This window comes from Hymenobacter busanensis (genome assembly GCF_008727865.1).
GTDB classification, from domain to species: domain Bacteria; phylum Bacteroidota; class Bacteroidia; order Cytophagales; family Hymenobacteraceae; genus Solirubrum; species Solirubrum busanense.
Map to the genome: position 1 here is coordinate 567,557 of NZ_VTWU01000004.1, position 12,550 is coordinate 580,106.

Annotated in this window: 10 protein-coding genes; 6 read left to right on the forward strand and 4 right to left on the reverse strand. The window is 65.0% G+C overall.

The window, feature by feature from the left end; all coding sequences use genetic code 11:
- Positions 1 to 196: 196 nt before the first annotated feature.
- The gene (locus F0P96_RS13470; protein WP_235917467.1) at positions 197 to 2,542 is read left to right on the forward strand and encodes a TonB-dependent receptor; all 2,346 of its coding nucleotides are present in this window, start codon (positions 197 to 199) and stop codon (positions 2,540 to 2,542) included.
- Positions 2,542 to 3,378, forward strand: a complete 837-nt coding sequence (locus F0P96_RS13475) for a DUF4249 domain-containing protein (protein WP_151079415.1) — start codon at positions 2,542 to 2,544, stop codon at positions 3,376 to 3,378. The genes F0P96_RS13470 and F0P96_RS13475 overlap by 1 nt, the downstream gene beginning before the upstream one ends.
- Before the next feature lie 161 nt (positions 3,379 to 3,539).
- On the opposite strand, the gene F0P96_RS13480 is transcribed toward F0P96_RS13475, so the two are convergent.
- The 3 genes from F0P96_RS13480 to F0P96_RS13490 form a co-directional block, all read right to left on the reverse strand.
- Positions 3,540 to 4,382 (reverse strand): purine-nucleoside phosphorylase, encoded by an 843-nt coding sequence (locus F0P96_RS13480; protein ID WP_151079416.1) that lies wholly within the window; start codon positions 4,380 to 4,382, stop codon positions 3,540 to 3,542.
- A gap of 100 nt (positions 4,383 to 4,482) precedes the next feature.
- Positions 4,483 to 6,246, reverse strand: coding sequence for a signal peptide peptidase SppA (gene sppA / locus F0P96_RS13485; protein ID WP_151079417.1), 1,764 nt, complete (start codon positions 6,244 to 6,246; stop codon positions 4,483 to 4,485).
- 114 nt (positions 6,247 to 6,360) lie between these two features.
- Positions 6,361 to 7,671 carry a replication-associated recombination protein A gene (locus F0P96_RS13490; RefSeq protein ID WP_151079418.1) on the reverse strand — a complete coding sequence of 437 codons (1,311 nt, stop codon included), beginning with the start codon at positions 7,669 to 7,671 and terminating at the stop codon, positions 6,361 to 6,363.
- A gap of 160 nt (positions 7,672 to 7,831) precedes the next feature.
- Here F0P96_RS13490 and F0P96_RS13495 point away from each other — a divergent pair, with 160 nt between their 5' ends.
- Together F0P96_RS13495 and F0P96_RS13500 are read left to right on the forward strand one after the other, a co-directional pair.
- Positions 7,832 to 8,779 (forward strand): DMT family transporter, encoded by a 948-nt coding sequence (locus tag F0P96_RS13495; RefSeq protein ID WP_235917468.1) that lies wholly within the window; start codon positions 7,832 to 7,834, stop codon positions 8,777 to 8,779.
- Positions 8,780 to 8,859: 80 nt separating this feature from the next.
- Positions 8,860 to 9,420 (forward strand): cupin domain-containing protein, encoded by a 561-nt coding sequence (locus tag F0P96_RS13500; protein WP_151079419.1) that lies wholly within the window; start codon positions 8,860 to 8,862, stop codon positions 9,418 to 9,420.
- Between the two features lie 32 nt (positions 9,421 to 9,452).
- Here F0P96_RS13500 and F0P96_RS13505 read toward each other — a convergent pair whose 3' ends face one another.
- Positions 9,453 to 10,646: a lactonase family protein gene (locus F0P96_RS13505; RefSeq protein ID WP_160620077.1), complete on the reverse strand. Its 1,194-nt coding sequence runs from the start codon at positions 10,644 to 10,646 to the stop codon at positions 9,453 to 9,455.
- 206 nt (positions 10,647 to 10,852) lie between these two features.
- Between F0P96_RS13505 and F0P96_RS13510 the strand changes: the two genes are divergently transcribed.
- Both F0P96_RS13510 and F0P96_RS13515 read left to right on the forward strand, forming a co-directional pair.
- Positions 10,853 to 11,353 (forward strand): nuclear transport factor 2 family protein, encoded by a 501-nt coding sequence (locus F0P96_RS13510; protein WP_151079421.1) that lies wholly within the window; start codon positions 10,853 to 10,855, stop codon positions 11,351 to 11,353.
- A gap of 59 nt (positions 11,354 to 11,412) precedes the next feature.
- Positions 11,413 to 12,315: a class I SAM-dependent methyltransferase gene (locus F0P96_RS13515; protein WP_151079422.1), complete on the forward strand. Its 903-nt coding sequence runs from the start codon at positions 11,413 to 11,415 to the stop codon at positions 12,313 to 12,315.
- Positions 12,316 to 12,550: the final 235 nt, after the last annotated feature.

A 12,550-nucleotide genomic window follows, 5' to 3' on the forward strand; every position in this document is an offset into this window, starting at 1 on the left:
GCGGCGCCGAATTATGTAAGCCCATTCGCCGGATGCTGTACCAGCGCGCGGGAAGCGGGGCGCCACTTTTGCAGCCACCGAACTTTCGCCGGCCGCCACGCAACCTTTGCCCCAAAACGCGCCTCAAACTATTCGGCGCAAGCCGGCGTTAGTGCCTCACGTGCTGCCGACCTTTGCGCCGGTTATTCCACCCTCCATGATGCAATTCTCCTCGTTTCGCGTGGTGTTGGCGGGTTTACTGCTGGCGCCGCTCACGCTGCTGGCCCAAACCACGCACCTGCTGCGCGGCACCGTGCGCGGTACCGACGGCACCGGCCTGCCCGGTGCCAACGTAGCCGTACCGCGCCAGGGCATCGGGGCCGCCGCCGCGCCCGACGGCTCGTTTCAGCTGGAGCTGCCCGCCGGCCGCCACACCGTGCAGGTCTCGTTCATCGGCTACCAGACCGTGACGCAGGACGTGACCGTGCGCCAGGGCAACAACCCGCGCCTCGACGTGGTGCTGCCCGCCGCCGGCAACGAGCTGGGCGAGGTCGTCATCGAAGGCTCGGGCACGCTGGAGCAGAAGCTCAACACCACCCAAATGGGCGTGGAGCGCCTCTCGGTGCGCGAGGCCAAGCTGCTGCCGGCGTTGTTTGGCGAGGTTGATATTCTGAAAACGCTGCAGCTCAAGCCGGGCGTGCAAAACGGTGGCGAGGGCACCAGCGGCCTGTTCGTGCGCGGCGGCTCGGCCGACCAAAACCTGATTCTGCTCGACGACGCGGTGGTGTACAACCCCAACCACTTGTTCGGTCTCTTCAGCACCTTCAACTCCGATGTGGTGCAGAGCGTCGACCTCTACAAATCGGGCTTCCCGGCGCAGTACGGGGGGCGGTTGTCGTCGGTGGTGGATGTGAAAACGCGCGAGGGCGACCGGCAGAAGCTGGGCGTGAGCGGCGGGCTGGGGCTGATTTCTTCGCGCCTGTCCGTCGAAGGGCCGATTGTGAAAGACAAAGGCTCGTTCATCGTGGCCGGGCGGCGCACCTACTTTGACGTGTTTACGCGGCAGATCAACCGCCTCAACAAAAACGCCGAGGACTACAACCCCATTCCCGACTACTATTTCTACGACCTCAACCTGAAGGCCAACTACAAGCTGGGCCGCCGCGACCAGGTGTTTCTGAGCGGCTATTTCGGCAACGACGTGTTCGGCTTTAACTCCGACCGCGGCTTCAACTTCGATTTTCACTGGGGCAACCGCACCGGCACCGTGCGCTGGAGCCACGAGTTTTCGCCCAAGCTCTTCACCAACACCTCCGTCACCGGCTCGCGCTACGTCTACGACATCACCAACAAGCTCGACCAGTTCAGCTTCGGCCTCGGCAGCAACATCCGCGACTGGTCGCTGCGCTCCGACTGGGAATGGCACCCGCGGGAAAAGCACGTGGTGCGCTTCGGCGGCTCGGCCACGCTGCACCATTTTGGCGTGGGCAGCCTGCAAGCCAAAGCCCAGGACAACTCCCTCAACATCGGCCAGAACATCGAGTACAACGGCCAGGAAGGCGGTTTGTACGCCTCCGACAACTTCACCGTCAGCGACAAGCTGGCCGTGGACTACGGCCTGCGCCTGTCGGGTTTCCGCTCGGCCACCAACGACTACGGCGGGCTGGAGCCGCGCCTGGCCACGCGCTACAGCCTCACGCCCAACGTGGCCCTGAAAGCCAGCTACGCGCTCATGTACCAGTACGTGCACCTGGTGTCGAACTCCGGCGCCTCGCTGCCGACCGACATCTGGTACCCGTCGCGCCTCTCGGCCAAGCCGCAACGCTCGCAGCAAGTGTCCACGGGCTTCAGCTGGCTGTTGTTCGACGGCAAGCTGCTGCTCACCGACGAGGTGTACTACAAGTGGGCGCAGCGCCAGATTGATTTTCGCGACGGCGCGCAGCTGTTCATTAACCCCGACCTCGACGCCGAATTCCTCTACGGCACCGGCCAAGCCTACGGCAACGAGCTGTACCTGGAAAAGAAAAACGGCCGCACCACCGGTTGGATCGGCTACACGCTGGCCTGGACCAACCGCGAGTTTGAGCCGCAGCGCGGCGGGCCCGGCATCAACCAGGGCCGCCCGTTCTACCCCACCTACGACCGCCGCCACAACCTCACGGTGGTGGCCATGCACCAGCTGTCGGACCGCGTGAGCTTGACGGGCTCGTTTGTGTACACCTCCGGCAACCCCACCACCTTGCCCGCGGCCCGCATTGCGGTTCAGGACGTGGCCGGCACCGACCTGGAAATCGTGCCCGTGTACCCCGACCGCAACTCCTACCGCCTGCCCAGCTACCACCGCCTCGACCTCGGCGTGGTTTACAAGCTGCGCCCGCGCCAGTGGGCCCACGAGTCGGATTTGACGCTGAGCATTTACAACGCCTACAACCACCGCAACCCCTATTTCATCTACTTCGACGAGGTAAAAAACAAGGATACCGGCCAGGTGGAGCGCTACCGCGCCCGCCTCGTGTCGCTGTTTCCCGTCATTCCCTCGCTCACCTACAACTTCAAATTCTGATGCTGAGCTTTCGAACCGGTTTGCGCGCCGTATGGCTGGCTGCCAGCGCCGCGTTGGTGGCGGGCTGCAACCTGCAGCAGGATGTGGAAGTGGACCTGCCGCCCTACCCGGCGCAGCTGGTGGTGGAGTGTTACCTCGAGCCGGGCCAGATTCCGCAGCTGACGGTGAGCGAAACCGTGCCCTACCTGAGCGCGCCCGAGCCCGCTGTGCCCACCGACGTAACGGCTGTGCTCATCGGCCCCAACGGGCAGAAGGAGACGCTGCGCTTCCTGCCCGGCCAGAACCCCACCACCAGAAAATACTTCACCCACATCGGGCGGCGCTTTCTTTCCATTCGCCCCGGCGACACCTGGCAGCTCGACGTGACCGACACCAAGGGCCGCCACGTAACCGGTACGGCCACCATGCCCACCACCGTGCCCATCGACAGCATCGAGTGGAAGTTCAACGACGCGCCTCCCGCGCAGCGCCGGGCCTTGGTGCTGATGAAGTTTCGGGACCCGGCCGCCACCGCCGATTTCTACCGCTTTCAGATTCACCGCAACCTGCTGCTGGATTCCCTGCGCGCCCTCGACCGCGACTTTGAAGACCGGCTTTTCAACGGCCAGCAGGTGCCGATGGGCACCAGTTACGAGTTTTCGCCCAACGACACGCTGCTCGTCACCTTCTACCACAACGAGCAGGCCTACTACAACTTCCTGCGCTCTGTCGACGACGCCCAGAACGCCAACGGCAACCCTTTTGGGCAGCCGGCCCAGGTGCAGAGTACGGTGAAGGGCGGCCTGGGCGTGTTCACCATTCTGAACTACCAGCGGAAGCAGATTATTCTGCGCTGAGCCGAAAAACCGACCCCGAGCACCGCCGGCAACAAAAGCGAACAAGACATTTCCTTAGCGCAGCAGACCAGGTTTTGCCCGCCGGAAAAGCACCGCGGCTTCTCGCACCCGAACAACCTGTTCGGGTGCGAGAAGCCGCGGTGCTTTAGGAAAAGGAGCGGTTAGCGGCCGGTCAGCACGGCCTTGATGAGGGCTGTCAGGCGGGGCTCGGCTTCGGCGGCGGCTGCCAGAATGTGCTGGATGTTCACCGGCTTGAGGTTGCCGGGGCTGGCCAGATCGGTAATGACAGACACGGCCAGCACCGGCAACTCCATGTGGCGGGCCGCAATAACCTCGGGCACTGTGCTCATGCCCACCGCATCGGCCCCGATGGTGCGCAGGTAGCGGTACTCGGCGGGCGACTCCAGCATGGGGCCGGGCAGGCTGGCGTACACGCCGCGCTGCACGCGGTCGGCAAAGCCGAGCTGTTGGGCGGCGGCTTCGGCGCGGGCCAGCAGGGTGGGGTCGTAAGGCGCAAACATGTCGGGGAAGCGCGGGCCGAGCTCGTCCAGGTTCGGGCCAACGAGCGGGTTGGTGGGCTGCAGGTTGATGTGGTCCTCGATGAGCATCAGGTCGCTCAGGGCGAAGTCGGGGTGGAGGCCGCCGGCGGCGTTGCTCACCAGCAGCTGCCCAATGCCCAGCAGCTTGAGCACCCGCACCGGAAACACCACCTGCTGCATCGTGTAGCCCTCGTAGTAGTGAAACCGGCCCTGCAGCACCGCCACTTGGCGGCCGCCCAGCTGGCCCAGAATCAGCCGCCCGGCGTGGCTTTCGACGGTGGAGAGGGGAAAGTGTGGAATGTCGGCGTAGCTCAGGCTGTGCTGCACCTGCACCTCGTGCACCAGCCCGCCCAAGCCGGTGCCCAGGATAATGCCGGTATCGGGCTGAAAGCCGTGGGAGTGGTGCTGAATGTAAGCGGCAGCTTCGCGGAGCTGTTGGAGTTGCTGGGCGGCGGGAACGGTCATAAAAAAGCACCGCCGACACGTGCCGGCGGTGCGCAAAACTACCCGGAAGTTTTACTTCGCGAGCAAAGGCAAAAGCTGATTTGTGTCAGCTCTGACTTGCTTACTGAATCGTTAGCTCGTACGGCAACCGCGCCTGCACGCCCTGCATCTGCGTGACGGTGCGGTACTGCTCGTAGACGGGGTAGAGCGGGCCAAGCTTGCTTTTGAGGGCGCGGGCTTCGGCTTCTTCGGAGTTGCCGTCGAAGTAGGAGAACAGGCTTTCGAAGGCCGACTTGCGGCGCGGCAGCCGCTGCAAGCGGTAGTCGCCGGCTTTCAGCTTGGCTTGCTGGGCAGCCAGCGCCAGCGCGTCGTCGAAGTCGCCGAGCACGTCCACGAGGCCGCGCTCCTTGGCTTCGATGCCCGACCACACCCGGCCCGAGGCGAGGCGTCGCAGGCGCTCCACCGGCAGGTGGCGGCCGGCGGCGGCTTTGCTGGTGAAGTCGGCGTAGGTGCGCTCTACCTCGCGCTGCAGGCTCTGCTGCTCAAAAGGCGTGAGGCGGCGCGTGACGGTGGGAATGTCGGAGAACCGGCCGGTCGTCACGCGGTCGACGGTGATGCCGAGCTTATCGGAGAGCAGCGGGCCGAGGTTGGGCAGCACGCCAAACACGCCAATGGAGCCGGTAATGGTGTTCGGGTGGGCCACAATTTTGTCGCAGCCCATGGCAATGTAGTAGCCGCCCGAGGCCGCTACGTCCGACATGGAGGCAATTACGGGCTTCTCTTTCTTGGCCAGCATCACCTCGCGGTAAATCACGTCGGAGGCCAGGGCCGAGCCGCCGGGCGAATTGATGCGCAGCACAATGGCCTTCACTTTGTCGTCGAGGCGGGCCTTGCGAATGGTTTCGGCGAACTTGGTGCCGCCCACGTTTTCCTCGCCGCCCTTGCCGCCCACGATGTCGCCCTCGGCGTACACCACCGCAATGCGGTTGCCGCTGGTGTTGTCGTCGTCTTTGTCGGCCTTGCTGTAGGTGCTCAGGCTCACGAGGCTGGGTTTCTTGTCTTTGGCCAGCTTCAGCTTGCCGCGCAGGTAGTCCAGCACTTCGTCGTAGTAGCCGAGCTTGGTGACGAGGCCGAGGCGCTGGGCGTCTTCGGCGTTGTGCACCTGCATCGAGTCCTGAATGGCTTTCAGGCGGGCCGGCGCAATCTTGCGCGAGGCCGCAATCTGCGCCACGGAGTGGTTGTTGATGGAATTCAGGAACGACACCGTTTGGTAGCGGGCCGAGTCGGAGAAATTCTCGCGGAAGTAGGGCTCCACGGCACTTTTGAACGAGCCCACGCGGAAAATGAACGGCTCAACGCCGAGCTTGTCGAAGAGGCGCTTGTAGAAAAACACCTCCGACGAGAGGCCGTTGAACTCCAGCAGCCCCTGCGGGTGCAGGTAAATTTCATCGGCCACCGACGAGAGGTAGTAGCCTTTCTCGGAGCCGGTTTCGTGGTAGGCCACAATGAACTTGCCCGATTTCTTGAAGTCGATGAGGGCGTCGCGCACTTCTTCGAGCGAGGCCAGCCCGCCCGACACCACGTCCAGGTCGAGCAAGATGCCGCGGATGTCGTCGTCGGTTTTGGCTCGCCCAATGGCTTCTTTCAGGTCGAGCAGGCCAATGGATGCGTTGCCGGCGCCGAAGGGCGTGAATTCGGCCTCCTGCTTGCGCTCCGTAATGGGCTTGTCGAGCTTGAGTTCCAGCACCGAGTTGTCGGCAATGGACACCTCATCGGCAGTGCTGGTAACGCCGGCCACGAAGGCCAGCAGCAGTAAAAAGCTGACGGCGCCAAACAGGACCAAGCCCGTGATGGTGGCCAGCACGTATTTCAAGAATGCTCTCATTGGTTGGAAGAAGAAATCAGCGGCTAATAAACAAATGTAGGCGGGTTTTGGTGGCGAGTTGCACGCGGCGCGGGGGACGCGCCCTTCCTTTTTGAAAGAGCGGAGTTTTTCGGGCTAGTACCCGTACTTCTCGCCCCACCACGCCCGCAGGCGCTCCTGCATCTTGGCTTCGGTGGCGTTGGCGCCGGGGGTGTAGAAGCGGCGGCCGCTGAGCGCGTCGGGCATAAACTCCTGGTACACGAAATTGCCCGCGCCGTCGTGCGAATAGTGGTACTCGGTGCCGTAGCCGAGCTGCTTCATGAGCTTGGTGGGCGCGTTGCGCAGCTGCAGCGGCACGGGCTGCACGCCCTGCTGCTTCACCAGGGCGCGGGCCTCCCGGATGGCCAGGTACGAGGCGTTGCTCTTGGGCGAAGTGGCCAGGTACACCACGCACTGCCCCAGAATAATATCCGACTCGGGCATGCCGATGACGGTGACGGCCTGGAAGGTGCTCTGGGCCAGCAGCAGGGCGTTGGGGTTGGCGTTGCCCACGTCTTCGGAGGCCAAGATGAGCAAGCGGCGGGCAATAAACTTAGGGTCTTCGCCGCCTTCCAGCATCACGGCCAGGTAGTAGAGCGCCGCGTTGGGGTCGGAGCCGCGGATGCTCTTGATGAAGGCCGAAATGACGTCGTAGTGCATTTCGCCGCCTTTGTCGTAGCGGGCCAGGTTTTGCTGGGCCAGCTGCTGCACCAGCTCGTCGGTGACGGTGACCGTGCCGGTGCTCGGGTCGGCCGGGGCCGACTCGACCACGATTTCGAGCAGGTTGAGCAGCTTGCGCGCGTCGCCGCCCGAGATACGCAGCAGCGCGTCGTAGCTGCCTACCTGCACCGGGCGGCGGCGCAGGGCCTCGTCGGTGGCCAAGGCGCGGTCGACTAAGCCGGTGAGGTCGTCTTTGCTCAGGCCTTCGAGCACGTACACCTGCGCCCGGCTCAGAATGGCCGGAATGACCTCAAACGAGGGATTTTCCGTGGTGGCCCCGATGAGCGTGACAATGCCCTGCTCCACCGCGCCCAGCAGGGCATCTTGCTGCGACTTCGAGAAACGGTGGATTTCGTCGATGAACAGCAGCGTGCCGCGGCGCGACTTGGCCTGCTGAATCACGTCGCGCACGTCCTTCACGCCCGCGTTTATCGCGCTCAGCGCTACAAAAGGCAGCTTCAGCTCCGAGGCCATAAGGTGGGCCAGGGTGGTTTTACCCACGCCGGGCGGCCCCCACAGTATCAGCGACGGAATGCGGCCCGCGCTCAGGTAGCGGCGCAGCACGCCCTCGGGCCCGATGAGGTGCTGCTGACCCACGTACTCCGAGAGGGTGCGGGGGCGCAGGCGCTCGGCCAGCGGCGCGCCGGGCCGAGGCTGGTCGGCGGGTGGATCGAAAAGTGAAGCCATAAACAGAAGTAGCGCCACCTTTGTAGTGCGCGCATCCTAAAACGCTGCTGAAGCAGTAAAGGGTGAAGCCCGCCGTGGGCGGGGCGCAAAGGTAGGCCCGCCGTGGGTCGGTTGCCGGGGTTTCGGTCGGCTCGTACTTGTTGTTTTCCTTTTCTATTTCGTGAGCCAGTCGTCCATCAACCCCTTGCGCGTGCACGCTGCGCTGTTTGCTGTAGCCGCCATCTACGCCGCCAACTACAGCATTGCCAAGGAGGTGATGCCGCAGTATGTGGGTCCCTACGGCCTGATCATTCTGCGCGTCGTCACGGCTTCCATCGTGTTCGGCCTGCTGGCCAGGTTCGTGGCCAAGGAGCGCATCGTGGGCCGCGCCGACAACATCCGCTCCATTTTGTGCGGCATCTGCGGCATTGGACTGAACCAGCTGCTGTTTTTCGGCGGCCTGAACCTGACCTCGCCCATCAGCGCCTCGCTCATCCAAACGGTGTCGCCTATTGTGGTGGTGCTGGCTTCGGTGGCCTTGCTGGGGGAGCGAATTACGCTGCTGCGCGGGCTGGGCATTGCGGTGGCGGGCGTGGGCGCGGCGCTGGTTATCCTGGGCCGCGGCCCCGCCGGCGCGGCCGGCGACCAAGTGGCGCTGGGCAACCTCTACATTCTGCTCAATGCTACGTTTTTCGGCCTGTACCTGGTGCTGGCCGCGCCGCTGATGAAGAAGTACCACGCCTTCACGGTGCTGGCGCGCAGCTTTCTGGTGGGCGCCGTCATCGTCATTCCCTTTGGCTGGCAGCAGGTGCAGGCGCCCGACTACGCCCACCTGCCCCTGCGCATCTGGCTCGACATTGCCTACATGCTCTTCATGCTCACCATCATGGCCTATCTGCTCAACAACTGGGCCCTGAAATACGCCTCGCCGGCCCTGTTGGGCGTGTACATCTACCTCCAGCCGATTCTGGCCGTGCTTATTGCCGTGGGCCTCGGCCGCGACCAGCTTACCTGGGCCCGCGCCGGCCAGGGCCTGCTGATTTTTGTGGGGGTGTGGCTGGTGAGCCAGAAGCCCAAGACCAAGACGGTGATTGGCGAGGAGGTGCCGCTGGAGCCGGTGCAGGATTGAGCTGATTTGCAGTAAATTGGGCTATGCGCAAGCGGCCCGCCGCTGCCTGTTCCTAAACCGTCACTCTAAGCCAGCCCGACATGCAGCGCCGCCGATTCATTCAAACGACCCTGGCCGGACTCCCGCTGGCCGCCCTGCCCCGTGTGGCTACCGCCGCAGCGGCGCCCGGGCCGGGCTTTAAAGCCAGCGCCGGCGAAGGGCGCCGGCACGGGCACATCCAGCTAAAAGGCGTCAACCAGAATATTCTGGACGTGAAGGTATCGGGCCACGACACCAACGGCGCGCTGGCCATCTTCGAGCAAACCAGCCTCTCGCAGGGCCGCGGCACCCCCTTGCACGTGCATTTGGCGCAGGACGAAGTCTTCTACGTGCTCGACGGCGAGTACGCCTTCCTGGTAGGCACCGACAAGCATCGTCTCCGCACTGGCGACGCCATTTTTCTACCCCGCCAAGTGCCCCACGCCTGGACGCAGATCAGCCCGCGCGGTCGCATGACGGTGACCCTGCAGCCTGCTGGCAAGCTGGAAGAGTTCTTCGTGGCAATGGCCGCCCTCGTCACCGAGCCCACGCCGGAGGAAGTAGCCCGCATTTTCGCGGCCCACGAAATGAAAGTAGTAGGGCCGCCCCTGGCCATCGACTAAAGCCCCACGCCCCCTGGCGCAGCCCACTCGGCCTAGCGCCCCGTAAAGTCGGGCAGCAGGCGCAAGCACACCGGCGCCGGCACCGTGGCCGAAAAGCCGGTGGGCGTGAGCCGGCCGGTTTTCACGTCGACGTGGTAACTGAAGATGGAATCGGAGTTCTGGTTGGCCACCAGCAGCAGCCGGCCGTCGGGCGAGAGGGCGAAGTTGCGCGGCGTTTGGCCCTGCGTGCTCACGTGCTGCACCACGGCGAGGTGGCCGGTGCGGGCATCCACGGCCAGCACCACCAAGCTGTCGTGCCCGCGGTTGGAGCCGTACACAAACCGGCCGTTGGGCGAGACGTGGATATCGGCGCTAGAGTTCGGGCCGGCGAAGCCCGTGGGCAGCGCCGAAACGGTGTGCAGCTCGGTGAAGGTGCCGGCCGCGGCGTCGTAGGCCAGGGCCGAAATGGTGGAATTTAGCTCGTTGATGACGTAGGCCCAGCGGCCGTTGGGGTGAAACGCCAGGTGCCGCGGCCCGGCGCCCGGCTGCGCCGTGAAGGCCGTTTTCGGCGGCACTTGCAGCAGCGGACTGCCGGGGAGCAGGGCGTAGCTCAGAATCTGGTCGGTGCCGAGGTCCACGGCCAGCGCGTAGCGGCCCGCGGGGTTGGGCAGGATGCAGTGGGCGTGGGCGCGGTCCTGGTTTTTGTGGGGTCCGCTGCCGGTGTGCTGGTCGATGGCCGTAGCCGCGGCCAGCTCGCCGCCGGGCAGCACCGGCAGCGCACTCACCGTGCCGCCGGCGTAATTGGCTACCAGCACGCCGTGGCCGGCAGGCGTCAGGCTGAGGTAGCAAGGCCCGGCCCCTTCCGAGGCTTGTTCGTTCAGCAGCGTGAGTCCGCCGGTGCGCGGGTCGATGGCAAATGCCCGCACGCTGCCGCTGCTGCGGCCCTGAAATTCCTGGCTGGCATTTACTGCATACAAGTGGCGGTGGTCGGGCGCAAGGGCCAGGTAACCCGGCCGTGTTCCGCCCCGAAACCCGGCTACGCGGCTTAGCTCGCCGGTGCGGGCGTGCAGGCGGTACAAGAAGAGGTTGTCCTGCTCGGCCGGGCCGTAGGTACCCACGTACAGCAGCCAGCCGACAGCCGGGCGGACGGTGCGGCCCGTGGCGCAGCCCGTCAGCAGCGCTCCGGCGGTGAGCAGGGCCGTGCGCTGCAGAAAGGCGCGGCGCGACCAAGTAGGGGAGAGGCTCATGGTCAAAGCGGATAGGATGGCGCGCAAGGTAAGGTCCGTGGCGGTCTGGCCCCGGGCGTGCTTTGCGCGCCCGGGCCGCCACGCGGGCACCGCCTGCATCACATATGCATGTGAGAGGCATCAACCTGCCCGGGCGGCCCGGTATTTTCGTCCCGTCGGTGCCGGCCTGCGGGCGGTGCCGTTTCATCACCCGTTGCCATCGAGCTATGAACCGATACTCTGTTTCGCTGTCCGGGCTGCTTGGCCTGCTGCTCGGGGCCTGCGTAGCCCCGCGCCCGGCGGCCGGCCCCGGCGCTGCAGCGGCCCGTGCGCCCGTCGATGCGGCCCTGTACCGCACCATTGCCAGCCTCGACAGCGCCATGTTTGTGGCCTTCAACCAGCACGATGCGGCCCGCCTGCAGCAGTACTTCGCCGACGACCTGGAGTTCTACCACGACAAGGGCGGGCTGGCCAATTTCGAGCAAACCATGCAGGGCTTCCGGCGGATGTTTGAGCAGAACCGTACCACCGGCCTGAACCGGCAGCTGGTGCCCGGCACGCTGGAGGTATTCCCGATCAAGGGCTATGGGGCCGTCGAAACCTACCAGCACCGCTTTTGCCACGTCGAGAACGGCAAAGACGACTGCGGCACTTTCAAGAACATGATGGTGTGGCGCCTGCAGGGCGGGCGGTGGCAGGTCACCCGCGTCGTGAGCTACGACCACTAAGCCGGGCGGCGGCTCCCGGCTGATTGCCGTTCGGGGCGGCCCGTTATCTTCGCCCCCGGATGCAACAGCCTGCTGACCCTGCGCGCCGCGGCCCCGCGTCGCATCTCCGGCGGCTGCTCGGCGCGCTGGCCGCGCAGTCGGAGCTGCTGACCGAGGCCCATTTCGCCGCCCGCGCCGACTGCCTCGATCAGCTGGAACTGCTGCTGCTGCCCGAGGCGGAAGCCGGTGCCGGTTCGGCGCCGCTCAGCAACCTGCGCCGCCGGGGCCGGGCGTGGCAAGCCCGGCTTGAGGCCGTGAATCAGCAGTTTTTTCAACGCCTGCAAGCCGAAATTCGGGCCGGCCAACACTCGCCGCCCCGTATGCGCCAGCTGCTTACGACCCACGCCGGCCGGCCCACCTCCACCGTCGCCACCCGCTACGACCACCTCGACGCGCTGACCGACGGGCTGTTTCCCGAGCCCGGCGCGCTGCCGGAGCCGGAAAGCCGCGACCCGGAAATGGTGTACTACCAGAAAACGCCCGCCCGCATCATCCTGGAGCTGGCCGCCCGCCTCGCACCCTCCGATGTGCTCTACGACCTGGGCAGCGGCTTGGGCCAGGTGCCGCTGCTGGTGCACCTGCTGAGCGGCGCAACCACCCGCGGCATCGAAATCGAGCCCGCCTACTGCCGCTACGCCCAGGCCTGCGCCGCCGCCCTGAACCTGCCGCAAGTGCAGTTCCGCTGCGCCGACGCCCGCACGGCCGATTTCGCCGACGCTACGGCATTCTACCTGTTCACGCCCTTCACCGGCAGCATCATGCAGCAAGTGCTGGCGCGGCTGCGGGAACTGGCGCAGATGCGGCCGCTGCGGCTGTTTTCCTACGGCCCGAGCACCGGGGCGCTGAATGAGCAACCGTGGCTGCTGCGGGTGGGAGAGGAGGGGCATCTGTACCAACTGGCGGAGTTTCGGAGCGAGGTGTAGAGACGCATAATTGCGTCTCAATAGTTGCTGAGGTTGTTTGTTTAGATTGCGCAATACCGGTCGTTCAACGACGAGACGCAACTATGCGTCTCTACATCGTTCATGCAGCCGCCGTTGCTCGGGCCGATGGGGGCTACGGTAGCTGATTATGCAGGTCCTTGTATCGGAGAAACCATTTACCCTTAGAGCGTGTTGGGGAATAATCCTCAGCTTATGTCCTTTAGGTAATTGCGGA